The organism is Georgenia muralis (assembly GCF_003814705.1).
Taxonomy (GTDB): Bacteria; Actinomycetota; Actinomycetes; order Actinomycetales; family Actinomycetaceae; genus Georgenia; species Georgenia muralis.
Window position 1 is genome coordinate 1674461 of the sequence record NZ_RKRA01000001.1, and the last position, 26228, is coordinate 1700688.

The following is a 26228-nucleotide window of genomic DNA, read 5'->3' on the forward strand; positions in this document are numbered from 1 at the left end:
GCCTCAGAGGACCTTGGACAGGAACGCCTGGGTGCGCTCGTGGCGGGGGTTGGCCAGGACCTCGGTGGGGTCACCCTCCTCGACGATGGCGCCGTCGTCCATGAAGATCAGGCGGCTGCCGACCTCGCGGGCAAAGCCCATCTCGTGCGTGACGACCATCATCGTCATGCCCTCGCGGGCCAGGCCGCGCATGACCTCGAGGACCTCGCCGACGAGCTCCGGGTCGAGCGCGGAGGTGGGCTCGTCGAAGAGCATCATGTCGGGGTTCATCGACAGCGACCGGGCGATGGCGACCCGCTGCTGCTGCCCGCCGGACAGGTGGGCGGGGTGGGCGTCGGCGCGGTCGGCCAGGCCGACCCGCTCGAGCATCTCCCGGGCGACGCGGTCGGCCTCGGACCGGCTGCGGCGCAGGACCTTCTCCTGGGCGATGGTGAGGTTGCGCAGGACCGTCATGTGGGGGAAGAGGTTGAACTGCTGGAAGACCATCCCGATCCGGGTGCGGACCTCGTCGACGTCGACCTCGGGGTCGAGGAGGTCGACCCCCTCGATGCGGATGGACCCGCTGGTGGGCTCCTCGAGGAGGTTCACCGTGCGCAGCAGGGTGGACTTCCCCGACCCGGACGGCCCGACGACGCAGACCACCTCGCCGGTCTCGATCGTGAGGTCGATGCCCTTGAGCACCTCGTGGTCGCCGAAGCTCTTGTGCAGGTCCCGGATCTCGATGGCCGGGACGTCGGTGGTCGGGCTCATCGGGTCTTCGCCAGCTTCCTCTCGAGCACCGCGACCAGCCGGGTGAGCGGGATCGTGATGAGCAGGTAGAGCATCGCGGCCATCACCAGGGTGGTGCCGTTGGAGTTCACCGAGAGGCCGTCGCGCGCGAACGTGGTCAGCTCCTTGGTGAACACGGTCGAGCCGGCGATGAACAGCAGGGAGGTGTCCTTGAGCAGGAGCACGAACTCGTTGGTCATCGGCGGGATGATGATCCGGAAGCCCTGGGGTAGGACCACCGAGAGCATGGTGCGGGCGGGCGACATGCCGAGGGACCGTGCGGCCTCCGCCTGGCCCTTCGGGACCGCCTCGATGCCCGCCCGGATCACCTCGGCCATGTAGGCCGACGCCACGAGGATGAGCCCGACGAGGCCCGCGCCGACCTGGCCGCCGGGGACCTGCACGCCGAGCGCGATGGGGATGACGTACGCCATCGCGAAGATCGTCAGCAGGGCGGGCAGGCCGCGGAAGAGCTCGATGTACGCCGTCGCGAACCAGCGGTACGGCGGGACGGAGGAGAGCTTCATCAGCGCCATGACGACGCCGAGCACCACCCCGCCGACGAACGAGACCACCGTGAAGACGATGGTGTTCTTCAGCGCGATGGTGATGATCTGCGGGAACTGCTCCCGAGCGATGTCCACCCGCAGGAACTGGTTCTGGACCCGTGCCCAGTCCGTGGCGAGCACGACCGCCACCACCACGGCGAGGAACACCGCGTACATGACGCCGCGGGTCAGGCGGCGGCGGGTCGTCCTGCGCATGGCCATGGTTAGGACGCGTCGGTGGCGAAGTAGGAGTCGTAGATCTCCTGGTACGTGCCGTCCTCCCGGAGGCCGGCGAGGGACTCGTTGATCGCGTCGAGGAGCTCGGGGTTGCCGTCCTTGCTCAGCGCGAAGCCGTAGCTCTCGTCGGTGGCGTACTCCTCGACGATGACGAAGCCCTCGTCGTCCTGGGTGTGGACGACGTTGACGGGCAGGTCCTGGAGGATCGCGTCGATCTGGCCGGCCTGCAGCGCCGGCCACAGCTCGCCGTCGGAGGGGTACTCGACGATCTCGGTGCCCTCGGGGGCGTTCTCCTCGGTGTAGCTCTTCCCCGTGGTGCCCTGCTGGACGCCCACCGTCATCCCCTCGAGGTCCTCGATCGACTCGATGCCCGAGTCCGCCGGGACGAGGAGGGACTGCAGGGAGTCGTAGTAAGGCTCGGCGAAGTCGAGGTTCGCCTGCCGCTCCTCGGTGATGGTGATGGCCGAGGCACCGAGGTCGCACTGCCCCGCGGCGAGGACCGTGCCGGACTGCAGGGCGTCGAAGCTGACGTCCTCGACGGCGAGCTCGAGGCCCAGGTCGTCGGCGATGGCCTGCAGGAGGTCGATGTCGAAGCCGCTGTAGCCGCTGGGGGCGGAGGTGTCCTCGACCTCGAAGGGCGGGTAGGGCACGTCCGAGCAGGCGGTGAGGGTGCCGTCCGAGACGAGGTCGAAGCCGCTGGCCTCGCCCTCCGCGGCGGGCGTGTCCGCCTCGCCGCCGCCACAGGCGGCGAGAAGGGTCGCGGCGGCGAGGGCGGCGAGACCGTTGCGGAGCTGACGTGCGGACATGGGGGATACCTCCCGGTCGATCCTTCGGGCTGGCGCCCATGGAACCACGCTGGTGTTGCTCGGACGTTTCGGCGTGACCGTCCCGCGCGGGGGCCGCGACGCGCAGCGCATACTACGTGCCGCACCCGGACCCCGCGCGGGCGCTCGGAATGTGGGCGGCAGGAGCCCGCGTCGTCCCCGCGCGCGGCCGATGACATCCTGGGCCGGTGCTCACCATCTCCGCCGGCGCCTGGACCGCCCTGGCCGTCGGCGCCCTGCTCGTCGGGCTCGCCAAGACCGCGGTGCCCGGCGCGGGGACCATCTCCGTGGCGCTCTTCGCCGCGGTGCTGCCCGCGAAGGCGTCCACCGGCGTGCTGCTCGTGCTGCTCATGGTCGGCGACCTCTTCGCGCTGTACGCCTACCGCGCCCATGCCGACCTCGGGGCCCTGCGCCGGCTCGTCCCGACGGTGCTGCTCGGGGTCGTCGCCGGGACCGCCTTCCTCCAGCTCGCCGGTGACGGCGTGGTCCGGCGGGTCATCGGCGTCATCCTGCTGCTCCTGCTGGCGGTGACGCTGTGGCGCCGCGCGCGGGAGGGCCGGCCCGGCGGCGCCGCACGGACCGACGGCGCAGGCCGGTCGCGTGCCGGCGGCGAGCCTGGGACCGGCAGCGAGCCCCGGCCGGCGGACGTGATCGGTCCGGGACCGCGGACCGGGCGTGCGGGGCGGGGTCTGCGGTCCGGCGTCTACGGGGTGCTCGCCGGCTTCACGACGATGGTCGCGAACGCCGGCGGCCCGGTGATGTCGATGTACTTCCTCGCCTCGCGGTTCCCGATGCGGACCTTCCTGGGCACCGCCGCGTGGTTCTTCTTCGCGGTCAACCTCGCCAAGACGCCCTTCTCGATCTCCCTGGGTCTCATCACGGGCGAGTCGCTGGTGCTTGACGCGGTGCTCGCCCCGGCGGTCGTCGTCGGCGCGCTGCTGGGCCGCAGGCTCGTGCGGCACATGAACCAGACCCTGTTCGACCGGCTGGTCGTGCTCCTCACCGCCGGCTCGGCCGCCTATCTGCTTCTGTGATCCGACCCGCCTGGCCTCGGCGTCGGTTCGACGCCTCGGGTCCTGGACACGCCGTCCCGGAGGCGGGCGTAGCAGTACCAACGATCCTGTCGATAGGTCATACCATTGTCGATCAGGGGCCGAACGGCCGACGACGAGGTCGGTCAGGTCTTCGCGAGGGAGAGAACATGACGGAATCCGTCCGGCCGGCCACAGTGCTGTTCGATCAGGTGCTCGACCGGTTGGGCCAGGAGCTCGTGGACGGGGTCCGCGCTCCCGGGTCCGTGCTCACGCTCGCCGACCTCGAGGAGGAGTTCGCCGTCTCCCGGACCGTGGTGCGCGAGGCCGTGCGGGTGCTGGAGTCGCTGTGCATGGTGCGCTCCCAGCGCCGTGTCGGCCTGACGGTCCGCCCGCGCGAGGACTGGAGCGTCCTCGACCCGCAGGTCATCGGCTGGCGCCTCGGGGGTGTCGCGCGGGAGGAGGCGCTCCGGGACCTCACCGAGCTGCGCATCGCCGTGGAGCCGGTCGCCGCGCGCCTGGCCGCCCGGCGGGCCAGCGCGCAGGCGCGGTCCAGGCTCACGGAGCTCGCTGAGCGCCTCGCCGCACTCGGTTCAGCCGGTCGAGGGGACTCTGCCGACTACCTCGAGGCCGACATCGAGTTCCACACGCTGCTGCTCCACGCGTCGGGCAACGAGCTCCTCGCGGCCCTCACGGACGTGGTGGTGGAGGTGTTGACCGGCCGCACCCGGCTCGGGCTGAGCCCCGCGGTCCCGGTCCCTGGTGCCACACACAACCACGAGGAGGTCGCCCGGGCGGTCGCCGACGGCGACCACGACGCCGCGGAGCGGTTCGCACGTGCCGTGGTGGCCGAGGTCTGGGGTTTCCTCGAGTCCTCCGGGCTCGGCCACCCCGATCCACCGGTGCAGGCGGACCCGTCCGACGGCCCCGTCGACGCCGGACCCCGCTCTACCTGACGGGAGTCGCCGGCTGCCGTCGCCGAAACGTAGTATCAATGGATCGCTGTGGTGTCGTCGATGGAGATGAGATGCGCATACGAACGATCGAGAGCTTCCTCGTGCCGCCACGCTGGCTCTTCCTGCGGATCGAGACCGACGACGGTGTCGTGGGGTGGGGTGAGGCCAGCCTCGAGGGTCACGGCGAGGCGGTGCGGGCCGCCGTGCACGCCTTCGAGGACATCCTGCTCGGCGAGGACGCCGGCAAGATCGAGCACCTGTGGCAGCGGATGACGAAGAGTGGTTTCTATCGCGGCGGTCCGGTGTTCGGCTCTGCGGTCGCCGGTATCGACCAGGCACTCTGGGACATCAAGGGCAAGGCCCTCGGTGTGCCGGTCTACGACCTTCTGGGCGGGCCCGTGCGCGACAAGGTGCGCGTGTACGGATGGATCGGCGGCGACGACCCCGCGGGTGTGGCCGAGGCCATCGAGGCGCAGCTCGCCGCGGGCCTCACCGCGGTGAAGATGAACGCCAGTGGCGCGATGGGGTACCTGGGCACGCGGGAGGACACGGCCGGCATCCTCGGCCGTGCGGCCGCCGCCCGGGAGACGCTCGGGGACGACGGTGACTTCGCGCTCGACTTCCACGGCCGCATCTCCGCCTCGTACGCCCGCCGACTCCTGCCGCTGCTCGAACCGTTCCATCCCCTCTTCGTCGAGGAGCCCGTCGCTCCGGAGAACGGGAACCAGACCCTCGACCGGATCGTGCGTGGCACGTCCGTACCGATCGCGACCGGTGAGCGGCTCTACTCGCGTTGGGACGTCCTGCCCGCCCTCCAGGCCGGCGTTGCGGTGCTCCAGCCCGACCTAGCCCACGCCGGCGGCATCTCCGAGGTGCGCCGGATCGCTGCTATGGCCGAAGCGTTCGACGCCGCCGTCGCACCGCACTGCCCGCTCGGGCCGCTCGCGCTGGCTGCCTCGCTCCAGGTCGACTTCGCCGCCCCGAACGTCCTCATCCAGGAGCAGTCCATCGGTATCCACTACAACGCCGGGTCGAACGAGCTGCTCGACTACGTGCTCGACCGTTCCGTCTTCTCCTTCACCGACGGATTCATCCACCGCCCCACCGGGCCGGGCCTCGGCGTGGAGATCGACGAGGCGGCCGTCCGCCGAGCCGGCGAGGTCGGGCACCGGTGGCGCACCCCTGGCTGGTACCGACCCGACGGGAGCCTCGCCGAGTGGTGATGCATTGGTCATATTTGTGACCGATTTGTGACCCGATGTGGCCGAGGTCACCCTTGGCAAAGGTCATACTTGTTGCGCAAGCGATCTAGCAAGGGAGCTGGACTGACATGAAGGTTTCACGGAAGATCGTCACCGCCGCGGTGCTCACGAGCACCCTCGTTCTCGGCGCATGCGGTGGCGGAGACAGCGGCAGCGGGGACGCCGCAGGCGGAGACAGCTCGGGCGGTGGTGGCGAGGTCTTCGTCACGCTCTCGAACCACCCCTGGACCAACGTCATCGAGGAGAAGATTCCCGACTTCGAGGAGCAGACGGGCATCGACGTCCAGGTGACGGTGCTCGGCGAGGACCAGCTCTCCGACCAGTACAACGTCAAGCTCAACGCCGGTGCCACCGACGTCGACGTCATGATGCTGCGGCCGCTGCAGGAGGCGAAGCTCTTCTCGAGCAACGGCTGGCTGCTGCCCCTCGACGACCAGATCGAGGGCGCGTCTGAGGAGTTCAACTGGGACGACTTCCAGGCCCAGAACGCCGTGACGACCGAGGAGGGCATCGTCGCGGTGCCGATCGTCGTGGAGCAGGAGATCCTGTACTACCGCACGGACCTGCTCGATGCCGCCGGCCTTGAGGTGCCCACCACGTTCGAGGAGCTGCGCGCCGCCGCTGAGACGATCCAGAACGAGAACGAGGATGTCTACGGCTTCGTGGCCCGTGGCCAGCGTGCCGCCGCGGTCACCCAGTTCTCCAGCTTCCTCTACGGCGAGGGCGGGGACTGGAACGACGGCGACACCGCCACCATCGACACACCCGAGGCGAAGGCCGCCTACGAGAGCTACGGCGGTCTGCTGCGCGACTTCGGCCCTCCCGGTGTGACGAACATGAGCTGGAAGGAGGCCAGTGCGATCTTCCAGCAGGGTCAGGCCGCCTTCTACACCGACGCCAGCGTCTTCTACAACAACATGATCGACCCCGAGCAGTCGCGGGTGGGGGACATGGTGGGGTACGCCCAGATGCCCGGCGGTGACGCCGGCTCGAAGCCCTACTCGATCCCCTCGTGGGGGCTGGGCATCAACAACGGCTCGGAGAACGTCGAGAACGCGTGGGCGTTCATCGAGTGGGCGACGAGCCCGGAGATGACCAAGGAGATCCAGCTCGAGGGTGTCGCCGGAGCGCGCAACTCGGTCTGGGAGGACCCGGAGGGGACCTCCGCCTTCCCCGAGCAGCTCGCCGACGTGCTCATCTCCTCCGCCGAGGCCGGGGTCGACCACGACCGCCCGGTGGTAGTCGAGGTGGGCCGGGCCCGCGACATCGTGGGCGCGCCGATCATCGCCGTCCTCGAGGGTCAGGACCTCGACTCCGCGCTGGAGCAGGCGCAGAGCGAGTACCAGGCGCTTCTGGACGACGAGCAGTGATGGTCTGATCCATGTCAGTGATGACGACAGAGGGGTCCCGCACTCGCGGTGCGGGACCCCCCGGTCCCCTCAGCGCGTGGGCGAACCGCCACATCAAGTGGGTCTTCACCGTCCCGGCGCTCGCCTTCACCGCCGTCATGGTGCTCTTCCCCGTGATCTACACGGTGGTGCTCTCGGTGACGGACGCCCGCGGCTCCATCCAGCGGGACTTCTCGTTCATCGGAGCGGGCAACTTCGTCGAGATGTTCACCGACTTCCCCCGGTTCTGGCCGGCGGTGGGCCGGACCTTCCTGTTCACCGGCGGCGCCGTGCTCGTCGAGCTGGTCCTCGGCCTTGGTATCGCCCTCCTGCTGCGCAAGCCCTTCCGAGGGCAGGGAGCGGTGCGCGTCGTCATCCTCATGCCCCTGGTGGCCACCCCGGTGGCGGTGGCGATGATGTGGCTGCTCATCTTCGAGCCGACCATCGGGTTCGCCAACGAGTTCCTCGGCTGGTTCGGCATCTCCGGCCTGGGCTGGATCTCCGACCCGGGCCAGGCGCTGCCCACCCTGATGTTCGTCGACATCTGGCAATGGACCCCCATGGTCGCCCTCATCCTCCTCGCCGGGCTCTCCACCCTCCCGGAGGAGCCGGAGGAGGCGGCGGTCGTCGACGGGGCCAACGCGTGGCAGCGGTTGATCCACGTCACCCTTCCCATGCTCCTGCCGGCGATCGTCGCAGCCGTGCTGCTGCGCAGCATCGACGCGCTGAAGACGTTCGACCTGCTCTACGCCACCAAGGGGCGTGGCGGCGGCTCGCTCCACGAAGCCGAGACGCTGAACATCCTCGCCTACTCGCTGTCGTTCGAGTACAACGACTACGGCATGGCCTCCGCGGTTCTGGTCGTCTTCTTCCTCATCATCGTGCTGTTCTCGTGGCTGCTTTTCCGGATCTCGAAGGTAGGTTCCCAGCAATGACGACGACGGCGGCGGAGCAGATCGTCCGCGCACCGCGCGAGGTCATCCGGAGCAGCAGGCGGCGGGCGAAGACCCGTGCCGAGGTCTGGCGCTGGATCGCCATCGTGGTGGTGAGCCTGGTCTTCCTGTTCCCGCTCATGTGGATGCTCATCTCGGCGTTCAAGACCAGCCTCGACATCACCGACCCGGGTGCGATGTTCACGTTCGAGCCGACCCTGCGGAACTTCGAGAACGTCCTGGGGCGGGAGAACTTCCTGCCCTTCATCTGGAACTCGCTCGTCGTCGGCGTCGTCTCGACGGGGATCGCCCTGGTCGTCGGCGTGCCCGCGGCGTACGCGATGACTCGGTTCCACATGAACCGGTCGAGCGGGATGCTGCTCGTCGCACGCATCATCCCCGGGGTCTCGCTCCTGGTGCCCTGGTACTTCGTGTTCTCCAGGATGGGACTGGTCGGGGGATACACGCCTCTGGTCATCTCGCACATGTTCGTCACCCTGCCGCTCATCGCCTGGATCATGCTCTCGTTCTTCGAGGGCATCCCGGCCGAGCTCGAAGAGGCCGGGCGAGTGGACGGGCTGACGAACATCGGCGTGTTCGCGCGCATCGCCCTGCCGCTGGCGGTGCCCGGGATCGCGACGGCGTCGATCCTCGCGTTCATCTTCTCGTGGAACAACTTCCTCTTCGCGCTGGTGCTCTCCGGTGAGGCGACGAGGACCCTGCCGGTCGCGATCTTCAACTTCATCGCGTACTCGAGCATCGACTGGGGCGGTCTCATGGCGGCCTCGGTGATCATCACCCTGCCGGTGATGATCATGGCGCTGTTCACGCAGAAGTACATCGTCTCCGGCCTGACCGCCGGCGCCACCAAGGGCTGATCGGTCGGGTGGCGCCCGGGAACCGGGCGCCACCGCACCCTCAGCCGAGCAGGCGGGCTAGCTCCTCGACCTGCGCCGGGTCGTCCAGCGCGGAGCCCAACGAGACCACCCGGGCGCCGGCGTCCCGGTACTCGACGACCGTCGCCACCGTCATACCGCCGGTGGCGACGGTGCGCAACGTCGGGAAGGGGCCGCGCATCGCCGTGAACCACCCGGTGCCGAGCACGCTCGCCGGGAAGGCCTTGACCCAGCCGAGGCCGTGGCGCACGGCCCGCTGGATCTCGCTCGGCGTACTCACCCCGGGCAGGTGTGGCAGCCCGTGCTCCTGGCTCCAGCGGACCACGTCGTCGTCCAGGCCCGGCGCGACGGTGAAGGACACTCCGATCTCGGCGACCTCGTTGAGCTGGTCCAGCGTGGTGACGGTTCCGGCGCCGACGCCGTGACCGCGTTCGGCCCCGGCGGCGACCGCCGCGACGAGGCTGGGGACCGCGTCGGGCGACTGCACGGGCACCTCCACCTGGGTGATGCCGAGGTCCCACGCCCGATGGCACAGCTCGACCGTCTGCGCCGGCGGCCGCCCGCGCAGGATGACCATGACCCGCTGCCCCTCGAAGGCGGTGTCGAACCAGCTCGGTGCGTGCGCGGTCACAGGATCTCCTCATCGACGGGGCGCGGCACCGGCCCGTGGCCGGGGCGGTGGTCCGAGGGGGTGCCGAGCGTCCAGGCCGCGAGCGAGTGGGCGAGCGTCAGCCGCCCGGGTGCGTCCTCGCCTCGCAGGTGGCCTGCGAGGTAGCCGGCGGCGAAGGCGTCGCCGGCTCCGACCGGCTCCGTGACCCGGACCCGCCGGGCCGGGACGCGGGTGATCTGGCCGGTGCGCCGGTCCAGCTCCACGGCCTCGTGCGCGCCGTCCTTGACGACGACGACGTCGGGGCCGGCCAGCAGGGCGCCGACCTCTTCGGCCGTCTGGGTGCCCCACAACCCCGCCGCCTCGTCGAGACCGACGAGGACGACGGTGGCGCGGCGCGCCAGGTCGGCCAGCTCGGCAGCCGCGTCCCGCCCCGACCACAGGGCCGGACGGTGGTTGACGTCGAAAGACCACGGCACGCCGGCCGCGCCGGCACGGCGCACGAGCTCCTGGGTCATGGCGGCGGCACCGACCGACAGGGCGGGGGTGATGCCGCTCAGGTGCAGCCAGCGGGCGGTCGCGACGGGCCACCCCGCGACGTCGGCCGGCCCGAGGCGGCTCGCGGCGGATCCGGATCGGAAGTACAGGACGCGCGTGCCCGCCGCGGACGGGTCCTTGAAGAACACGCCGGTCGGGGCCTCAGTTGACCGTGTGACCCAACGGACGTCCACGCCGGCCCCGGCCAGGTCGTCGACGATGCGGTCACCGAGCGCATCCTGGCCCAGGGCGCTGACCCAGGCGACCGGGAGGCCCAGGTCGGCGAGGTACCGGGCCACGTTCGACTCCGCCCCGGCGTGCGTGAGAAGCACGTTCCGGGTGCTGCGCAGGGGGCGGCCGTCCTCGGGTACGACGAGAGCCATCGTCTCGCCGACGCACAGCACCTGTCGGTCCACGTCGCCCCCTCGTGACCCGCCGATACTAGCGGGCGTCGGCGGCCGACAGGCCCAGCAGGTGGGCGAGCTCGTCGACGTCGGCGGCGACCGCCCGGGCGCCGCCAGCCTCCTCGGGCTTGCCGTAGCCCCAGCGCACGAGGATCGTCCCGACGCCGTGGTGGGCGGCGCCGTCGACGTCGTGGTGACGGTCACCGACCATGACCACTCCGGACAGGTCGGCCCCGGCGAGGCGTAGCCCGGCGAGCGCCTCGGCGACGACGTCCGCCTTGGAGCTGACCCGCTCGTCCGGCGAGGCGCCCTCGATGACGGTGAAGTACCGGTCGAGCCCCGCCCCGGCGAGGATCTCGCGGGCGAGGAGGCGGACCTTCGACGTCGCCAGGGCGAGCGGGACTCCCGCGGCGTGGAGGCGCTCCAGGAGGTCCTCGATGCCGGGGTAGACGCTCGCCTCGAGCATCCGCGCGGCGTAGCGGCCGCGGTAGTCGTCCACGAGGGGCGTCGTCTCCTCCTCCGGCAGACCGGTGAGCACGTGGAACGTCTCGCGGATCGGGGGTCCGACGAACCGCACGAGGGTCGCCGGCTCGTGGTGGCCGTACCCGTTGGCGTCCAGGGTCTCGGCGAGCGAGCGGGTGATGACGGGGGCGGAGTCGGTGATGGTGCCGTCCAGGTCGAGGATGACGGCGGTCGGGGTGTCGGTGCGGTCGGTGGCCATCAGGGGCTCTCCTCGGGTGGGGTGTCGGTGGGCAGGTGGGCCTCGTCGCCGCGGTCTTGGGCGCGCAGCGCGGGCACAGCCGCGAGGCCGGCGACGACCGCGACGGCGCCGCTGCCGGCGACGACGACGAACCCGCCGTGCGAGCCGGCCGCGTCGATGACCGCGCCGGCGGTGGAGGCGCCCACGGAGACGCCCACGTTGATCGCGGTGCTCAGCCACGTCAGGCCCTCGGTGAGGCGCCGGCGCGGGACGATGTGCTGGACCATCGTGTTGCCGTTGATGATCGTCGGGGAGATCGCGAAGCCGCTCACGAACATCACCGCCGCCATGACGACGACGTTCGTCACCACGAGGAACAGCGCCGCGCCGGCGGCCAGGACGACGACCCCGCTGACGAACCGGCGCCAGGCCGGCCCGGTCCACACCCGCGCCCCGTAGAGCAGGCCGGCGACCATGGAGCCGGCGGCGAAGATCCCCAGCATGATGCCGGCGGCGCCGGGTCGGCCGCGCTCGGCGGTGAAGGCGACCACCGTGACGTCGGTGGCGCCGAAGATGCCGCCGACGAAGACGAACACGACGACCAGTCCCACCATCGCCGTGGAACGCATGACGCTCGGGCCGTGCGTGGACGTCGCCGGGGCCGGCGGGGGTTCGGTGGAGCGCTGGCCGAGGAACGCCAGGCCGCCGAGGACCAGCAGCACCAGCGCCGTCGCCACCCCCGCCCACGGCGTCACCCCGGTCGCCAGCGTGGTCGCGGTGACCGGGCCGAGCACGAACGTCAGCTCGTCGAGGGCGGACTCGAGCGAGTACGCGCGGTGGAGCTCCTTGGGGGTGCGCACCACCTGCGTCCAGCGGGCGCGCACGAGGGCGCCCATCGAGCCGGCGGTCGCCCCGGCCACCGCGGCTGAGACGAAGAGCGTCCACGACGGCGCCCGCAGTGCCGCGGTGAGGACGAGGGCGAGCAGCCCGGTCGCGCTGACGGCCAGGGCCGGGAGCATGATCCGGGCCTGGCCGTGGCGGTCCACGAGCCGGGCGAGCTGCGGGGCCGCGATCGCCACGGAGACGACGAACGTGGCCGAGACCGAGCCCGCGAGACCGTAGGAGCCGCCGAGCCCCGAGATCATCAGGACGATGCTGATCCCGACCATCGCCACAGGGAAGCGGGCGAGCAGACCGGCCGAGGAGAAGGCCAGCGCCCCCGGGAGGGCGAGGATCTGCTGATAGGGGCCGGCCACTGCCTGATTCTCCCACCCTCGTGCGGGCGCACGGCTGCCCGGGCCGGTGAGATCGGACACCGGCCCGTGGCGGGAGGTCAGCCGCCGAGGGCGGCGTCGACGACCTTCTTCGCCTCCTCCTGCACGAGGGCGAGGTGCTCGGGGCCGCGGAAGGACTCGGCGTAGATCTTGTACACGTCCTCCGTCCCGGAGGGCCGGGCCGCGAACCAGGCGTTCTCGGTGGTCACCTTGAGCCCGCCGATGGCGGCGCCGTTGCCCGGCGCGGCGACGAGGCGGTCGGTGATCGGCTCTCCCGCGAGCTCGGTGGCGGCGACGTCGGCCGGCTGGAGCCTGCCGAGCTTGGCCTTCTGCTCCTTGGTGGCCGCGGCGTCGATGCGGGCGTACGAGCTGGCCCCGTACCTCTCGACGAGGTCGGCGTGCAGCTCGCTGGGGCTGCGGCCGGTCACCGCGATGACCTCCGCGGCGAGGAGGGCGAGGAGGATGCCGTCCTTGTCGGTCGTCCAGACGGTGCCGTCCTTGCGCAGGAACGAGGCGCCGGCCGACTCCTCGCCGCCGAAGCCGACCGACCCGTCGATGAGGCCGGGTACGAAGTACTTGAAGCCGACGGGCACCTCGATGAGGCGCCGGCCGAGCCCGGTGGCGACCCGGTCGATGAGGGCGGAGGAGACCAGGGTCTTGCCGATCGCCGCCCCGGCGGGCCAGTCGGGCCGGTGGGAGAAGAGGTACTCGATGGCGACGGCGAGGTAGTGGTTGGGGTTCATGAGCCCGCCGTCGGGGGTGACGATGCCGTGCCGGTCGGAGTCGGCGTCGTTGCCCGTGGCGACGTCGAACGGCGCGGGGCCGCCGTCAGCGCGCATCTTCTCCCGCAGTGACGCCATCGCGTACGGCGAGGAGCAGTCCATGCGGATCTTGCCGTCCCAGTCCAGGGTCATGAACGACCAGCGGGGGTCGACGCGGGGGTTGACCACGGTGAGGTCGAGCCCGTGCCGCTCGCCGACGGCTGCCCAGTACTCCACCGACGCCCCGCCGAGCGGGTCGGCGCCGATGCGGACCCCGGCCTTGCGGATGGCCTCGACGTCGATGACGTTGACGAGGTCGTCGACGTAGGCGGTGAGGTAGTCGTGGCGCGAGACGTGCTCGGAGGCGACGGCCCGCTCGAAGGGCATCCGCTCCACCTGCTCCCAGCCGGTGCGCAGGATCTCGTTCGCGCGGGCGGCGATGACGGAGGTGGCGTCGGAGTCGGCGGGGCCGCCGTGCGGGGGGTTGTACTTGAACCCACCGTCGCGCGGGGGGTTGTGCGACGGCGTGACGACGATTCCGTCGGCCCGGCCCGGCCCCTCGGTGCGCACGCCGCCGCTCGTGCCGGCGCCGTTGGCCCGCAGGATCGCGTGGGAGACCGCCGGGGTGGGGGTGTAGGAGTCGCGGGCGTCGACGCTGGTGTGGACGCCCGCCGCGGCGAGGACCTCCAGGGCCGTGCGCCACGCCGGCTCGGAGAGGGCGTGGGTGTCCCGGCCGATGAACAGCGGCCCATCGATGCCCTGGGCCCGCCGGTACTCGACGATGGCCGCCGTCGTCGCGACGATGTGGGCCTCGTTGAAGGCGGAGTCCAGGCTCGAGCCCCGGTGGCCGGAGGTCCCGAACGCCACCTGCTGGGCGGGGTCGGCGACGTCGGGCACCCGGTCGTAGTAGGCGGAGACGACCTCGTCGACGTCGATGAGGTCCTCGGGCAGGGCGGGGGTTCCGGCGCGCTCGTGCATGGTGGTGATCCTGCCACCGCGGGTCCGTCCTGGCAGCCCCTCGGCCGCGGACTCCCGCGCCCGGTGCATCTGCGGCCTTGGGATGCGCGGTGGTGGTGGGGCGCGCGCGGATGCGCGGGGGCTTGTGGCGCCGTGGGGATGCGCGGGGGCGGGCGCGTGCGGATGGCGGGCTGTGGGGCACGTGGGGTTGCGGGTGGCTGCGGATGCGCCGGCGCGTCCGGTTCGTAGGCTGGTGGCATGGCTCTTCCTGACGTCCCCGGCGAGGCGGTGCGCGCCAGCGACCTCGACCCCGGGCAACCCGTCCCCGAGGGCTACGTGCTCCTCGACGTCCGCGAGCGTGAGGAGTGGGACGCCGGGCACGCCCCGGGCGCGGTCCACATCCCCATGGGCGAGCTGCCCACACGGCTCGACGACATCCCTGAGGGGGACCTGCTCGTGGTGTGCCGTACCGGCGGACGCTCGGGCCGGTCCGTCGCCTGGCTCAACCAGGCCGGCTTCGACGCGTACAACGTCGACGGCGGGATGAAGGAGTGGGAGCAGGCGGGGCTGCCGGTCGTCAGCGAGAAGGGCGCGCCGCCCCAGGTGCTGTGACGGGCCCCGGCACCGGCTGATCCCTCTGTTGCCGAACGATCCCTCTGGTGCCGAATGATCCCGGCGGACCACTCTCGCTCGGCGACGGAGGGATCGTTCGCGGTGCGCGGCGGCGCCGGGTCCGGTGACCTCTACGCTTGGGCGCCATGGGTAAGAAGAGCCGCAAGCAGCGCCAGTCCGTGGAGTCGGCCCCGAAGGTGAGGCGGGCGGAGGTCCCCTACGTCGAGCGGCCGTTCGAGGGCATCCCCGCCGAGCCGGACCTCGTCGCCATGCGCGAGGTCATCCCCGCCGCCACGATGCCGGTGCGCACCACCGAGGAGTACGGCGCCCGCGAGGTCCTGCTCGTCACCCTCCTGCCGGACATGCTCCCGGCCCTGCACCGCGAGGACGGCGCGGTGCTGGTCGCGCTGCAGACCCGCATGCACACCGGCGACGCCTCCCGCGACGTCGCCGCCGCCCTCCTCGACGCCCTCGAGCTCGAGCCCGGCACCCCGCTGACGACGGCGGAGCTGCCCGAGCCGGGTCCGCGGCTGCAGGACGTCCTCGACCTCGACGCGCCGTTCGAGATCGCCGTCCACGACACCTTCGACTACTGGCTCACCGAGGAGGGGAAGCAGGAGGAGGGGGTCGGCCACGCCCTCGAGCACGCCAACGAGGAGATCGTCCCGACCGCGAAGGTCGACGGCGTGGACCACGCCTACTGGGTGCGCATGGGCCGTGAGTTCGTCCGCTGGGCGCGGCCGGAGGATCAGGAGCGGGTCCTCGACGCGCTCGCCCGCCTGCACGCCGCTCGTGCCTCGGCCATCGCCGACGGGGCGAAGTTCGTCGGCGCGTTCCGCTCGTGCGGGATCCTCATCCCCGTCTGGGAGCTCGCGCCCGGCACGGAGGCCGACGAGCTCCCCGGTCCGATGGCGGCCTTCGGGACGACCTTCGACGAGGCGCTCGCATCCACGGAGCCGCTCACCGCCGAAGAGCGGCGCGCCCGCGCCGGCATCGTGTCGCGCCAGGTCGCCCTGCGGTAGCCCGCCTCGAGACGTGCGTCACGCCGGTCGTCATGAGGTGGTCAAGGGCGCGCATGGACGAGATGCGCCATTGGTGCAGTTCGTGGATAGGCTTGCCGGGTGAGGCAGGCAGCCAGGTCGCAGCGTGTTGCGGTCATCATCCCCGCCAAGGACGAGGTGGACCGCATCGCGGCGACCGTGCGCGCCGCCCGCGCGATCCCGCACGTCGACCTGGTCCTCGTCGTCGACGACGGCTCGGAGGACGACACCCAGCACGCGGCCCGAGCCGCCGGCGCCGTCGTGGTGCGCCACTCCGTCAACCGGGGCAAGGCCTCGGCGATGGAGACCGGTGCCTCGGTGGCCGCGATGCGCGACGTCGAGGACGCCCCGCCGCGTCTGCTGCTCTTCATCGACGCGGACCTCGGCGACACCGCGGTGGCCACGGCCCCGCTGGTCCCCCCGGTCCTCGCCGGCCTGGCGGACTGCACCATCGCGGTCCTGCCCCCCCAGGCCGGTGCGGGCGGGCACGGCATCGTCACCGGTCTGGCGCGGCGCGCCATCGCCCGCGCCACGGGCTGGACCCCTGCGCAGCCGCTCTCGGGCCAGCGGTGCATGACGCGTGAGGCGTTCGAGGCGGCCAGCCCGCTCTCCCGCGGCTGGGGGGTGGAGACCGGCATGACGATCGACCTCCTCGTCGCCGGGCTCACCGTGCAGGAGGTCCCCTGCGACCTTCGCCACCGGGCCTCGAGCAACGACCTCGCCGGGCAGCTGCACCGCGGTGCGCAGTACCGCGACGTCGCCCTGGCGGTCAACGCCCGACGGCTGCGCGGCGTCCGGGTGCCCAGCTCGCGCCGGGGTGACAACCCGGTGCGCCAGCGGCCCGGCCGGCCCTACCGGGCCTGGGCCCCGCCCGAGGACGTCTCAACCGTACGGGAGTCCGGCGTGGCGCCCTCCGCGGGCTCGGCAGGCGTCGCGCCACCGGGACCTGCTGCCGGGTCGACCCGTTCCCCCGGTTCCCCGGGCCCGGCCGGCTCGGCGGGCGCCGGCGCGGAACGCCGCGGACCGGCCGACTCCGGCGAGGCCTGAACCAGCCACCCGGCGAGCACGGACACCAGGAGCGGCACGGCGAGGGAGATCCCGATCGCGGGGATGACGATCCCGGAGTCGTTGACGGCGAACCCGATGGCGAACGTCGTCGCCAGCGCGGTCAGACCCGGGACGAGCATGACGACGGCGCGGTCGATCCGGGCCGGCGGCGTCGTGCCCACCAGCCAGTCGTAGGGCCCGCCGCCCGTGCCGCGCCGGGCCGACCTCAGCGGGCGGCTCAGCAACAGCACGACCAGGACGATGCCGCCGATCGCCAGGAAGGTCAGGGTCGAGCCGAAGAGGTTGGCGAGGTTCTGCCCGGCCTTGCGGGCCACGACCGACCACAGCCCGCCGTCGAGGACCGTCTCGACGAACCGGCCCAGGTGGGAGCGCTCGCTCGGCGGGCGCAGCCAGTCGACCACGGAGAAGCTCACCGCGACGAGCGCCGTCACGGCGAGCACGGCCAGGACCCGGCGCACGGTCAGGCGCACGCCGAGCGCCAGGAGGGCCAGGACGAGGAAGCCGGGCACGAGGGCGGGCGGGCCGCCGAAGTCGGCGCCGATCGAGGGCAGGCCGTCCAGGGCCGTCGCCGTGGCCCCGATGACCGCGACGGCGCCCGCCGCGAGGCGACGGCGACCGGTGCGCACGAGCGGCTCGGCGACGCACATCGCCACGAGGATCGTCGCGGCGGCGAAGAGGGAGAACGAGGAGTTGTTGAACCCGTAGAACCGCCCGCCCACCTGCGGCTGGATCCCCATGAGGGCGGAGACCTGCAGCCGGGCGCCGGTGAGGGCGTCGACGGCGAGGACGAGGGCGGTGAGCCCGGCGACGACGGCGACCGGGCCCAGCAGCTGCCGGCGCCACGGCCCGGCGAGGGCGACGACGGCGACGACGACCGCCAGCGCCGCGGTGGTCCCGTACAGCACCGCGCCGGGGCTGTCCGCCCGCCACCAGGGGAGGAGGTTGGCGAGGTAGGAGGCCACCGGCACCGCCCCGACGACGACCGCGGCGGCGCGCAGGGCCCGCAGGGCCGTGGCCGGGCGGCGTGAGCGCAGGGCCCCGGCGAGCCGGTCACCGGTGCGGCGGCGGTCGAGCCAGTCGGCGGCGCGATCGAGGACCCGGCGGTTGAGACCGAGGGTGACGACCCCGTAGAGCAGGAGGTTCCCCAGGACGAGGGCGGAGTAGAACGGTCCGACGAGAGGGCGGATCGCGACGGCGTGCCGGCCGACGTCGACGAGGTGCGCGACCCGCTCGGGGCCGGCGCGCCCGTCGGGTGCGGCAGTGACCGGGGCGCCCGCGAGGCCCGGGGGGGCGTCGATCCCCAGGGCGGCCAGCACGGTGGGCGTGAGGTCGGTGGACTGGACCATGCCCGGCTGGCGGGTCGACCGGGTGTCGAGGAGGGAGCCGCCCTCGGTGGCGGTCACGGTGGCCGGTCCCACGGTGGCGAGCAGCTGCATGAGCGGCGCGGTGCCGGAGTCGGCGAGGGACGCGACGACGACGGTGGCGTCGGGCGCCTGCTCCCGCACGGCGTCGAGGACCGCCCCGACGCGGGCGTCGACGCGGGCCACCTGCGCGCTGCGCTCCGGGGCCGTGAGGAGCCAGGCCTCGCTGGTGGTGGGCTCCTGGGTCTGGGAGGGGTCCGGCTCCTCGGTGGGGTCGTCGTTGCGCCCGGCCAGGCCCTCCGGGACGTCGACGAGGGGTCGGTTGCGGTCCCGGACGGAGCCGACGTCGACGACGGCGAGGGCGTGCCCGGGCAACGCCTGCGCCACCTGCTCGCCGAGGCGGTCGGCGGAGGTGGGGGCGAAGGTGTGGTCCGCCGCGACCGTGCCGTCGGAGCCGGCCAGTGCGACGGCGGCCCCCGGCCCGACGGCCACGGCCGGCACGTCCTCCTCGGTGAGGAGGTCGCCGAGCAGGCCCGGCTCGGCGTCGTAGGAGGCGGCACCGGCGGCCTCGACGTAGTCGGACCAGCCGCGAACCTGCCCGTTCGAGGTCGGCTCGCGCAGGAGACGGCAGGTGCCGAACGTGTCGGTGGGCAGGTCCGCCGCACGGCGTCCTGCTGACAGGGCGAGCCACCCGTCGGCCGGGCAGGCGCTCGAGCGCACCGACCGCACGACCATGGTGGCCGCGCCGCCGGACCCGGCGAGCTCCCAGAGGTTCGGGGTGGAAAGGGCGCCGAGGTCCTCCCAGCGCAGGCCCGACGTGCCGATCACGACCAGGGGGGCGTCGACGTCGGCGACCGCGGCGCGCACGGTGACGTCGCCGCCGGCGGGGCGCTGCTCGGCAGCCGGGCCCCCACCGACCTGATCGGCGGCCGCGGCGCTGACGAGCGGCAGGAGGAACGGCAGGATCATCACCAGCGCGACGACCGCCGCGATGACGACGGCCACCCGCCGGTTGCGCATCCTCCTCCTGCTGCCCACGCAGGGAAGCGTACGTGCCGCCGATAGGCTCCCACCCGACGACCGTTCCTGGGAGGACACATGCAGCAGGACGCGCCCCGCGCCCGCTACGCCTACCTCGGCCCCGAGGGCACCTTCACCGAGGAGGCCCTGCGGCAGGTGACGACCCAGGCGGAGTCGGACCTGCTGCCCTGCACCGACGTCGTCACCGCGCTCGACATGGTCCGCCGCGACGAGGCCGACTACGCCGTCGTCCCCATCGAGAACTCCGTCGAGGGTGGGGTCAACGCCACGCTGGACACCCTGGCCGCGGGCGAGCCGCTCGTCATCGTCGGCGAGATGCTCGTGCCGGTGACCTTCACCCTTGCCGCCCGGCCCGGGATGACGCTCGACACGGTCCGCCGCGTCGGCACCCACCCCCACGCGTGGGCGCAGTGCCGCGGGTGGGCCGCCCGGCACCTGCCCGGCGCGATCCACGTCCCGGCGACCTCGACGGCGGCCGCGGCGGCGCTCCTCGCGGGTGGGGAGACGGCGTTCGACGCGTCCCTCTCGTCGGCGCTGTCGGTGGAGAAGTACGGTCTGCAGGTCCTCGCCGCGGGCGTCGCGGACAACCCGCACGCCGTGACCCGGTTTGTCCTCGCGGCCCGGCCCGGGCTGCTGCCCGAGCCCACCGGGGCGGACAAGACGACCCTCATGGTCCACCTGCCCGACAACGAGGCCGGGGCGCTGCTCAACATGCTCGAGCAGTTCGCGACGCGTGGGGTCAACCTGTCGCGCATCGAGTCGCGACCGATCGGCGACTCCCTCGGCCGGTACTCCTTCTCCATCGACGCCGAGGGGCACGTCGCGGAGGAGCGCGTCCAGGCGACCCTCATCGGCCTGCACCGGGTGTGCCCCACCGTGCGGTTCCTCGGGTCCTACCCGCGCGCGGACGGGCAGGGCGCCCACCTGCGTCCCGGGACCCACGACGCCGACTTCCGTGCCGCGAGGGAGTGGGTGGCCGGCCTCCTCGAGCACGGCGGGATCGGGGCCGACGGGCGGCCGGTGGCGGCGCCGGGGGACTGAGCCCCACCGAGACGCCGGGGCCGTCAGCTCCGGGGGGCGGCCGTGCGGACCACGAGGCCGCCCTGCTCGACCCGGGCGTGGACGACCGTGGCGTAGCCGATGAGGTCACCGTCGACCTGCACGTGCTCGGGCTCCTCGGTCCGCACCACCACCGCCCGTGCTCGGCGGAACTCGATGAACCCGGTGGAGTAGGGCATGACGTCCTTGCGCACGCCCAGCCCCTGGAGGGTGACCTTGCGCAGGAGGTCCGCCCACCCGATGATCCCGCCCTTGGTGTCGATCGCGGCGATGTCGAGCCAGCCGTCGTCGAGCTGGGCGTCGGGGAAGAGGACCACCCCGCCGGGCAGCCTTCCGACGTTGGCGAAGAGGATGGTGCGGGCGGTGAACGGGTCGCCCTGGCCGGACTCGCCCAGCTCCGCCGTCGCGTGGATCTTGCGGCCGGTGAGGTGCTTGACCCCGGCGAAGAAGTACGCGATCCAGCCGAGCTTGGCCTTGAGCTCGTCGTCGGCGCCGGCCACCATCGCCGCGTCGAACCCGAGCCCGCCGATGACGAGGAAGACGTGCTCCTTGTCCGGGTCCTCGGTCGGGATCTGACCGACCTCGGCCGCCTTCTCCTCGAGCTCGGTGGTGTCCTCCGGCAGGGCGCTGTCGAGGTAGCGGCCCTCGGCGGCCTCACCGCTGTCGGTCCGCTCCGCCGAGCGGGCGGTGGAGGCGTCGTCCCGGCCGCGGACCTTGCGCTCGTCCTCGGGGGAGAGCGGCTCGGTGCGCAGCCAGCCCAGGTCCATGGGGCGGTCCCGCCCGGTCAGGGCGGTGGAGACCAGCTCGCGCTCGCTGCCCAGCGGCAGGTCGAGGTTGCGAGCCAGGAGGTTGCCGGTGCCCAACGGGATCAGACCCATCGGCACCCCTGTGCCGGCCAGGGCCTCGGCGACGGCGCGCACGGTGCCGTCCCCGCCGGCGGAGATCACGACGGAGGCGCCCTGCTCGACGGCCTCGCGGGCCTGACCCAGGCCCGGGTCCTCGACGGTGGTCTCGAACCACAGCGGCTCGGGCAGGCCGGCGTCGGTCGCCGTCTGGGTCACCAGGCGCCGCAGCGCCTCGCCGTCGGCGGACTTCGAGGGGTTGAAGACGACGGCGGGCGGACCCACCGGGGACGCGCTCTCGTCGTCGTCCCGGTCGGGACGCTCCTCACCCTCGGCGGAGAACGACGGCGTGCGCCGGCGCACTGCCCGCCACGCCAGAGCCGCGAGGACGACGCCGACGACGGCAAGCACCAGCGCGACGAGCGCGACCCACTGTTCCCATCCCATGGCGCAAACGTAACGGCGCCCGCCCGCCTCGGCGCGGCGATCCGGCGTGCCCCCCACCACACACCGGGCGGCGGGCGCGCCGACCGCGGCCGTTAGGCTCGGAGCCATGATCGACCTTCGAGCACTGCGCGAGGACCCCGAGCGGGTCCGGGCCAGCCAGCGCGCCCGCGGCGAGGACCCCGGCCTCGTCGACACCCTCCTCGCCGCGGACGGTCGTCGGCGCGAGACCCTCGCCCGGTTCGAGTCCCTGCGCGCGGAGCAGAAGCAGGTCTCCAGGGGAGTCGGGAAGGCCTCCCCGGAGGAGCGGCCCGCCGTCCTCGCCCGGGCGAAGGAGCTCGCCGAGCAGGTCAAGGCCGCCGAGGCGGCCGCGGGGGAGGCCGGCGCCGAGGTCGACGCGCTGCTCTACCGCATCCCCAACGTCGTCCTCGACGGCGTACCGGTCGGCGGGGAGGACGACTTCGTCGTCCTGCGGCACGTGGGGACGCCCCGCGACTTCGCGGCCGAGGGCTTCGAGCCCCGGGACCACCTCGACCTCGGCGAGGGCCTGCGCGCCATCGACACCAAGCGCGGCACGAAGGTCGCCGGCGCCCGGTTCTACTACCTCACGGGCATCGGCGCCCGGCTCGAGCTGGCCCTGCTCAACGCCGCCGTCGACCAGGCCGTGGCCAACGGCTTCACCCCGATGATCACCCCGACGCTCGTCACGCCGCAGACGATGTCCGGCACCGGGTTCCTCGGGTCGCACGCGGACGAGGTCTACCACCTGCCCGGCGACGACCTCTACCTCACCGGGACGTCCGAGGTGGCCCTGGCGGGCTACCACGGCGACGAGATCCTCGACCTCTCCGACGGGCCGCTGCGCTACGCCGGCTGGTCCACCTGCTACCGGCGCGAGGCCGGCTCGTACGGCAAGGACACCCGCGGGATCATCCGGGTCCACCAGTTCAACAAGGTGGAGATGTTCTCCTACGTCCCGGTCGAGGAGGCCGAGGCCGAGCACGCCCGCCTCCTGGCGTGGGAGGAGGAGATGCTCGCCAAGGTCGAGCTGCCGTACCGGGTCATCGACACCGCGGCGGGGGACCTCGGCACCTCCGCCGCGCGCAAGCTCGACTGCGAGGCCTGGCTGCCCACCCAGTCGCGGTACATGGAGGTCACCTCGACCTCGAACTGCACCACGTTCCAGGCGCGCCGCCTCGGCACGCGCGAGCGGGCGGAGTCCGGCACCCGGCCGGTCGCCACCCTCAACGGCACGCTCGCCACCACCCGCTGGCTCGTCGCGATCCTGGAGAACCACCAGCAGGCCGACGGCTCGATGCGGGTACCGGCGGGGCTGCGGCCCTACCTCGGTGGGCTGGAGGTCATCGAGCCCGTATGAGCGGTCAGCTGAGCGGCACCGACGACGTCCCCGGTACGGCCGCCCCGCTGGCCGAGCGGGTCGCCCGCTGGCGCCGGCGGCTCCCCGCCGGGCTGCCCGCGGCCGGGCCGGGGCTCCTCGTCGCGCTCGACATCGACGGCACGCTGCTCACCCACGACGGCGAGCTCGCCGAGGAGGTGGCCTCCGCCGTCGCCGAGCTCGACCTCAGCGGCGCCCGCGTGGTGCTCTCCACCGGCCGGTCGCTCCAGGCCGTCACCCCGGTCGCGGCGCAGCTCGGACTGACGTCGGGCTGGGCCGTGTGCTCCAACGGGGCGGTCGTGATCCGGCTCGACCCCGACCTCGAGGACGGCCACGAGATCACCGACGTCGTCACGTTCGACCCCGGGCCCACGCTGCGCCTCCTGCGCGAGGAGCTTCCCGACGGGCTCTTCGCCGTCGAGGACCTCGGCCGCGGGTTCAAGGTCACCGCCCCGTTCCCCATGGGGGAGCTCACCGGTGACGTCGAGGTCGTCGAATTCGAGGACCTGCTCCACGCCCCCGCCACCCGCGTGACCCTGCGGGCCCCGCACCTCGACTCCGCCGACTTCCACGCCCTGGTCCAGCGGGTGGGCCTGCACGGGGTGAGCTACGCCGTCGGCTGGACGGCGTGGCTGGACATCTCCCCGGACGGGGTGTCCAAGGCCAGCGCGCTGGAGACCCTGCGGGGGCGGCTCGACGTCGCCGACGGCGCCACGGTCGCGGTGGGCGACGGCTCGAACGACCTGGAGATGCTCGGCTGGGCCGCGCACGGCGTCGCGATGGGCAACGCCGGGCCCGACGTCGTCGCCGCGGCGGACGCCGTGACCGACCCGGTGGGTGACCACGGCGCCGCCGTCGTGCTGCGGGCCCTGCTCGCCGCGCGCTGAGGCGGTCCGCGCGGGTCCGCGGCCCTACCGCTCCGCTCGGTCCGCGCGGTCGGCTCGATCCGCGCGGTCGGCGTTGGCGTGGATCGCGTCGCGGACGTCGGCCGCCAGGCCGGGACGGATGCCCTCCTTCGTGTACCGGGCGGCGCGCTCGTGCGACTGGTGCCAGGCGTCGGTGTCGCCCCAGCGCCGCTGCGCCTCGACGGCGTGGCTCTCGTCGAACGCGTCCCCGAAGAGCTCGCGCTGCTCGTCCCTGATGAGGTCCGTCCCGGTCTTCTCCTTGCTCGATCGCTCGGTCGGTGGCGACGACGAGGCCGCGCAGCTCCTCCAGCCGGTCGGCCACGGCGGCCCGCTGCCGTCGTGCTCGCCGACGTCGCCGCCACCGTCGAGCAGGTGATGGATCTCCTCCAGCCGGAAGCCCAGGCGCCGGTAGACCACCACGTGCTGCAGCCGGATGAGGTCCGCCGCGGTGTAGAGGCGGTACCCGGCGGCGGTGCGCCCGCCGGGACTCAGGAGCCCGATCTCGTCGTCACGGTGCAGCGTGCGTACCGGACGCCGTGGAGCTCGGCCACCTGGCCGACCGTCCCCGTCCGAACCCGTCGTCGTCATGACTACCACTGTGACGCCTCACGTCGCGTGAGGGTCAAGCCGCGGAGGCGGGTGCCGCCGGCCGGTGAGGCCGGGGGGCGGTGGCGGCGAGACGAGGGCGCGGGGTCGGGACCGGCGTTTCTCTGGGCGTGGCCCGCATTTCGGTCCGCGATATGAAGAATCAGCGCCGGAAATGTGGCGGTCCGCTCTTTCGTGCCACGACCTGGGGGCACCCGACCTGCACCGTTGCACGATCGTTACGGAAAAGAGGGCCAAGTGAGTTGAATCTCACTTCGTGGACGGGTTGGGTGTCAGTGGGAGCGATGAGCGCTCGTGACGAAGATGTAACGAGGAGGACGCACGTGAAGATCACTGCGAAGAAGCGCGGCCTTTCCATGCTGGCGGGAGGTGCTGCGCTGACCCTCGTCCTGAGCGCCTGCGGCGGCGCCGACGACCTCGGCGGCGGTGGCGGTGGTGGCGGCGACGACGAGGCCACCGGCGGCGACGCCGACTGCGCCGCGTTCGAGGAGTACGGCTCGTTCGACGGTGAGACCGTCTCGCTGTTCTCCTCCATCCGCGAGACCGAGGCGGACCAGCTCCAGGACACCTTCACCCAGTTCACCGAGTGCACCGGTATCACGGTCGAGCACAACGGCTCGGGTGAGTTCGAGCAGCAGATCGTCGTCCAGGCCGAGGGTGGCAACGCCCCCGATCTCGCGATCTTCCCGCAGCCCGGCCTGCTCTCGCGCATGGTGGGCGACGGCTACCTGGTCCCGGCCTCCGAGGCCGTCGAGGCCAACGCCGACGAGGGCTGGTCCGAGGACTGGAAGGCCTACGGCACGGTCGACGGCGAGTTCTACGCCGCGCCCCTCATGGCGAGCGTGAAGTCGTTCGTCTGGTACTCCCCGAGCGCCTTCGAGGAGGGCGGCTACGAGGTCCCCACCACGTGGGACGACCTCATGGCCCTGACCGAGGAGATCGCCGCGACCGGCACCAAGCCCTGGTGCGCCGGCATCGAGTCCGGTGGCGCCACCGGCTGGCCCGCCACCGACTGGATCGAGGACATGGTCCTGCGCTCCGGCGGCGGCGACGTCTACGACCAGTGGGTCACCCACGAGATCCCGTTCAACGACCCGGCGATCGTCGAGGCGACCGACATGGCCGGCGCCATCCTCAAGAACGACGACTACGTCAACGGCGGCATCGGCGACTCCCGGTCCATCGCGACGACGTCGTTCAACGACGGCGGCCTGCCGATCCTCGACGGCGAGTGCTACATGCACCGCCAGGCCTCCTTCTACGAGGCGCAGTGGCCCGAGGGCACCGACGTCAGCCCCGAGGGTGACGTCTTCGCCTTCTACCTCCCCGGCGTGAGCGAGGACGAGTCCCCGCTCCTCGTCGCCGGTGAGTTCGTCGGCGCGTTCAACGACAACGAGGCCACGCAGGCCGTCCAGGCCTACATGTCCTCCGGCGAGTGGGCCAACACCCGCGTCGAGATCGGTGGCGTGACCTCCGCCAACAGGGCGGTCGACCCCGAGCTCGCCTCGTCCGACGTGCTGCGCCTGGCGATCGAGCTGCTCCAGCAGGAGGACGCGGTCGCTCGCTTCGACGGCTCCGACCTCATGCCCTCCGCCGTCGGCGCCGGCTCCTTCTGGACCGGCATGACGCAGTGGATCGACGGTGAGGAGACCCAGACGGTGCTCGACCAGATCGAGGCCTCCTGGCCCGCCAGCTGACCATCGACGCGGTAGGGGAGCGGTCCGTCGGGCCGCTCCCCTCTCCCGTCGGTGCCCCGTCCGTCGCCGAGGAGG

At 72.6% G+C, this 26228-nt stretch carries 23 protein-coding genes and 1 pseudogene; 13 read left to right on the forward strand and 11 right to left on the reverse strand.

Annotated features, from left to right (window positions below):
* Positions 1 to 3 precede the first annotated feature (3 nt).
* Genes EDD32_RS07370 through EDD32_RS07380 form a run of 3 tightly spaced genes read right to left on the reverse strand, consistent with a single transcriptional unit; the run spans position 4 to position 2359 of the window.
* Positions 4 to 750, reverse strand: a complete 747-nt coding sequence (locus EDD32_RS07370; RefSeq protein WP_123916284.1) for an amino acid ABC transporter ATP-binding protein — start codon at positions 748 to 750, stop codon at positions 4 to 6.
* A complete protein-coding gene (locus tag EDD32_RS07375) occupies positions 747 to 1538 on the reverse strand; it encodes an amino acid ABC transporter permease (RefSeq protein WP_123916286.1) in 792 nt (263 codons plus the stop codon). Before EDD32_RS07375 ends, EDD32_RS07370 begins: the two co-directional genes overlap by 4 nt.
* Positions 1539 to 1540: 2 nt before the next feature.
* Positions 1541 to 2359, reverse strand: a complete 819-nt coding sequence (locus EDD32_RS07380) for a transporter substrate-binding domain-containing protein (RefSeq protein ID WP_123916288.1) — start codon at positions 2357 to 2359, stop codon at positions 1541 to 1543.
* A 206-nt stretch (positions 2360 to 2565) separates the two neighbouring features.
* Here EDD32_RS07380 and EDD32_RS07385 point away from each other — a divergent pair, with 206 nt between their 5' ends.
* The 6 genes from EDD32_RS07385 (at position 2566) to EDD32_RS07410 (ending at position 8824) form a co-directional block, all read left to right on the forward strand.
* Entirely contained in the window at positions 2566 to 3411 is an 846-nt protein-coding gene (locus EDD32_RS07385; protein ID WP_123916289.1) for a sulfite exporter TauE/SafE family protein, read from the forward strand.
* 167 nt (positions 3412 to 3578) lie between these two features.
* A complete protein-coding gene (locus tag EDD32_RS07390; protein WP_123916291.1) occupies positions 3579 to 4364 on the forward strand; it encodes a FadR/GntR family transcriptional regulator in 786 nt (261 codons plus the stop codon).
* 71 nt (positions 4365 to 4435) lie between these two features.
* The gene (gene dgoD / locus EDD32_RS07395) at positions 4436 to 5587 is read left to right on the forward strand and encodes a galactonate dehydratase (protein WP_123916293.1); all 1152 of its coding nucleotides are present in this window, start codon (positions 4436 to 4438) and stop codon (positions 5585 to 5587) included.
* A gap of 107 nt (positions 5588 to 5694) precedes the next feature.
* The gene (locus EDD32_RS07400; protein WP_123916295.1) at positions 5695 to 6996 is read left to right on the forward strand and encodes an ABC transporter substrate-binding protein; all 1302 of its coding nucleotides are present in this window, start codon (positions 5695 to 5697) and stop codon (positions 6994 to 6996) included.
* 11 nt (positions 6997 to 7007) lie between these two features.
* The gene (locus EDD32_RS07405) at positions 7008 to 7949 is read left to right on the forward strand and encodes a carbohydrate ABC transporter permease (protein ID WP_211338765.1); all 942 of its coding nucleotides are present in this window, start codon (positions 7008 to 7010) and stop codon (positions 7947 to 7949) included.
* Complete coding sequence (locus EDD32_RS07410; protein ID WP_123916297.1) at positions 7946 to 8824, forward strand: carbohydrate ABC transporter permease; 879 nt, start codon at positions 7946 to 7948, stop codon at positions 8822 to 8824. Before EDD32_RS07405 ends, EDD32_RS07410 begins: the two co-directional genes overlap by 4 nt.
* Positions 8825 to 8864: 40 nt before the next feature.
* Here the strand turns inward: EDD32_RS07410 and EDD32_RS07415 are convergent, their stop codons facing one another.
* The 5 genes from EDD32_RS07415 to pgm all read right to left on the reverse strand — a co-directional run bounded on the left by EDD32_RS07415 (position 8865) and on the right by pgm (position 14103).
* Positions 8865 to 9419, reverse strand: a complete 555-nt coding sequence (locus tag EDD32_RS07415; RefSeq protein ID WP_123920312.1) for a bifunctional 4-hydroxy-2-oxoglutarate aldolase/2-dehydro-3-deoxy-phosphogluconate aldolase — start codon at positions 9417 to 9419, stop codon at positions 8865 to 8867.
* Between the two features lie 50 nt (positions 9420 to 9469).
* Entirely contained in the window at positions 9470 to 10402 is a 933-nt protein-coding gene (locus EDD32_RS07420) for a sugar kinase (RefSeq protein ID WP_211338766.1), read from the reverse strand.
* Positions 10403 to 10427: 25 nt separating this feature from the next.
* Positions 10428 to 11111, reverse strand: a complete 684-nt coding sequence (locus tag EDD32_RS07425) for an HAD hydrolase-like protein (protein ID WP_123916299.1) — start codon at positions 11109 to 11111, stop codon at positions 10428 to 10430.
* On the reverse strand, positions 11111 to 12346 hold the full coding sequence (locus tag EDD32_RS07430) for an MFS transporter (protein WP_246006032.1): 1236 nt from the start codon (positions 12344 to 12346) through the stop codon (positions 11111 to 11113). Before EDD32_RS07430 ends, EDD32_RS07425 begins: the two co-directional genes overlap by 1 nt.
* 77 nt (positions 12347 to 12423) lie before the next feature.
* Positions 12424 to 14103 (reverse strand): phosphoglucomutase (alpha-D-glucose-1,6-bisphosphate-dependent), encoded by a 1680-nt coding sequence (gene pgm / locus EDD32_RS07435; protein ID WP_123916301.1) that lies wholly within the window; start codon positions 14101 to 14103, stop codon positions 12424 to 12426.
* A 237-nt stretch (positions 14104 to 14340) separates the two neighbouring features.
* Here pgm and EDD32_RS07440 point away from each other — a divergent pair, with 237 nt between their 5' ends.
* From EDD32_RS07440 to EDD32_RS07450, 3 genes and pseudogenes are all read left to right on the forward strand, one after another.
* Entirely contained in the window at positions 14341 to 14694 is a 354-nt protein-coding gene (locus EDD32_RS07440; protein ID WP_123916303.1) for a rhodanese-like domain-containing protein, read from the forward strand.
* Positions 14695 to 14840: 146 nt separating this feature from the next.
* Complete coding sequence (locus EDD32_RS07445) at positions 14841 to 15716, forward strand: DUF5926 family protein (protein WP_123916305.1); 876 nt, start codon at positions 14841 to 14843, stop codon at positions 15714 to 15716.
* 99 nt (positions 15717 to 15815) lie between these two features.
* Positions 15816 to 16526: pseudogene (locus EDD32_RS07450) on the forward strand (glycosyltransferase); the annotation flags it as partial.
* Positions 16527 to 16585: 59 nt separating this feature from the next.
* Here the strand turns inward: EDD32_RS07450 and EDD32_RS07455 are convergent.
* A complete protein-coding gene (locus EDD32_RS07455) occupies positions 16586 to 19201 on the reverse strand; it encodes an alkaline phosphatase family protein (protein ID WP_123916307.1) in 2616 nt (871 codons plus the stop codon).
* Between the two features lie 60 nt (positions 19202 to 19261).
* Here EDD32_RS07455 and pheA point away from each other — a divergent pair, with 60 nt between their 5' ends.
* Entirely contained in the window at positions 19262 to 20245 is a 984-nt protein-coding gene (gene pheA / locus EDD32_RS07460) for a prephenate dehydratase (protein ID WP_123916309.1), read from the forward strand.
* Between the two features lie 23 nt (positions 20246 to 20268).
* Here the strand turns inward: pheA and EDD32_RS07465 are convergent, their stop codons facing one another.
* Positions 20269 to 21552: a diacylglycerol/lipid kinase family protein gene (locus tag EDD32_RS07465; RefSeq protein ID WP_123916311.1), complete on the reverse strand. Its 1284-nt coding sequence runs from the start codon at positions 21550 to 21552 to the stop codon at positions 20269 to 20271.
* A gap of 106 nt (positions 21553 to 21658) precedes the next feature.
* On the opposite strand from EDD32_RS07465, the gene serS reads away from it, so the two are divergent.
* Both serS and EDD32_RS07475 read left to right on the forward strand, forming a co-directional pair.
* A complete protein-coding gene (serS, locus tag EDD32_RS07470) occupies positions 21659 to 22927 on the forward strand; it encodes a serine--tRNA ligase (protein WP_123916313.1) in 1269 nt (422 codons plus the stop codon).
* A complete protein-coding gene (locus EDD32_RS07475; RefSeq protein ID WP_123916315.1) occupies positions 22924 to 23832 on the forward strand; it encodes an HAD family hydrolase in 909 nt (302 codons plus the stop codon). Before serS ends, EDD32_RS07475 begins: the two co-directional genes overlap by 4 nt.
* 24 nt (positions 23833 to 23856) lie before the next feature.
* Here EDD32_RS07475 and EDD32_RS07480 read toward each other — a convergent pair whose 3' ends face one another.
* Positions 23857 to 24438 carry a MerR family transcriptional regulator gene (locus EDD32_RS07480; RefSeq protein ID WP_246006033.1) on the reverse strand — a complete coding sequence of 194 codons (582 nt, stop codon included), beginning with the start codon at positions 24436 to 24438 and terminating at the stop codon, positions 23857 to 23859.
* 341 nt (positions 24439 to 24779) lie between these two features.
* Between EDD32_RS07480 and EDD32_RS07485 the strand changes: the two genes are divergently transcribed.
* Complete coding sequence (locus EDD32_RS07485; protein WP_246006034.1) at positions 24780 to 26153, forward strand: ABC transporter substrate-binding protein; 1374 nt, start codon at positions 24780 to 24782, stop codon at positions 26151 to 26153.
* The last annotated feature ends 75 nt before the right edge of the window (positions 26154 to 26228 follow it).

What these genes read in the sequence shown, in the direction of transcription:
- EDD32_RS07370 (WP_123916284.1), bottom strand. Translation starts at nt 750, where the DNA reads ATGAGCCCGACCACCGACGTCCCGGCCATCGAGATCCGGGACCTGCAC.
- EDD32_RS07375 (WP_123916286.1), bottom strand. Translation starts at nt 1,538, where the DNA reads ATGGCCATGCGCAGGACGACCCGCCGCCGCCTGACCCGCGGCGTCATG.
- EDD32_RS07380 (WP_123916288.1), bottom strand. Translation starts at nt 2,359, where the DNA reads ATGTCCGCACGTCAGCTCCGCAACGGTCTCGCCGCCCTCGCCGCCGCG.
- EDD32_RS07390 (WP_123916291.1), top strand. Translation starts at nt 3,579, where the DNA reads ATGACGGAATCCGTCCGGCCGGCCACAGTGCTGTTCGATCAGGTGCTC.
- dgoD (WP_123916293.1), top strand. Translation starts at nt 4,436, where the DNA reads ATGCGCATACGAACGATCGAGAGCTTCCTCGTGCCGCCACGCTGGCTC.
- EDD32_RS07400 (WP_123916295.1), top strand. Translation starts at nt 5,695, where the DNA reads ATGAAGGTTTCACGGAAGATCGTCACCGCCGCGGTGCTCACGAGCACC.
- EDD32_RS07405 (WP_211338765.1), top strand. Translation starts at nt 7,008, where the DNA reads ATGTCAGTGATGACGACAGAGGGGTCCCGCACTCGCGGTGCGGGACCC.
- EDD32_RS07410 (WP_123916297.1), top strand. Translation starts at nt 7,946, where the DNA reads ATGACGACGACGGCGGCGGAGCAGATCGTCCGCGCACCGCGCGAGGTC.
- EDD32_RS07415 (WP_123920312.1), bottom strand. Translation starts at nt 9,419, where the DNA reads ATGGTCATCCTGCGCGGGCGGCCGCCGGCGCAGACGGTCGAGCTGTGC.
- EDD32_RS07425 (WP_123916299.1), bottom strand. Translation starts at nt 11,111, where the DNA reads ATGGCCACCGACCGCACCGACACCCCGACCGCCGTCATCCTCGACCTG.
- pgm (WP_123916301.1), bottom strand. Translation starts at nt 14,103, where the DNA reads ATGCACGAGCGCGCCGGAACCCCCGCCCTGCCCGAGGACCTCATCGAC.
- EDD32_RS07440 (WP_123916303.1), top strand. Translation starts at nt 14,341, where the DNA reads ATGGCTCTTCCTGACGTCCCCGGCGAGGCGGTGCGCGCCAGCGACCTC.
- EDD32_RS07445 (WP_123916305.1), top strand. Translation starts at nt 14,841, where the DNA reads ATGGGTAAGAAGAGCCGCAAGCAGCGCCAGTCCGTGGAGTCGGCCCCG.
- pheA (WP_123916309.1), top strand. Translation starts at nt 19,262, where the DNA reads ATGCAGCAGGACGCGCCCCGCGCCCGCTACGCCTACCTCGGCCCCGAG.
- EDD32_RS07465 (WP_123916311.1), bottom strand. Translation starts at nt 21,552, where the DNA reads ATGGGATGGGAACAGTGGGTCGCGCTCGTCGCGCTGGTGCTTGCCGTC.
- serS (WP_123916313.1), top strand. Translation starts at nt 21,659, where the DNA reads ATGATCGACCTTCGAGCACTGCGCGAGGACCCCGAGCGGGTCCGGGCC.
- EDD32_RS07475 (WP_123916315.1), top strand. Translation starts at nt 22,924, where the DNA reads ATGAGCGGTCAGCTGAGCGGCACCGACGACGTCCCCGGTACGGCCGCC.
- EDD32_RS07480 (WP_246006033.1), bottom strand. Translation starts at nt 24,438, where the DNA reads ATGACGACGACGGGTTCGGACGGGGACGGTCGGCCAGGTGGCCGAGCT.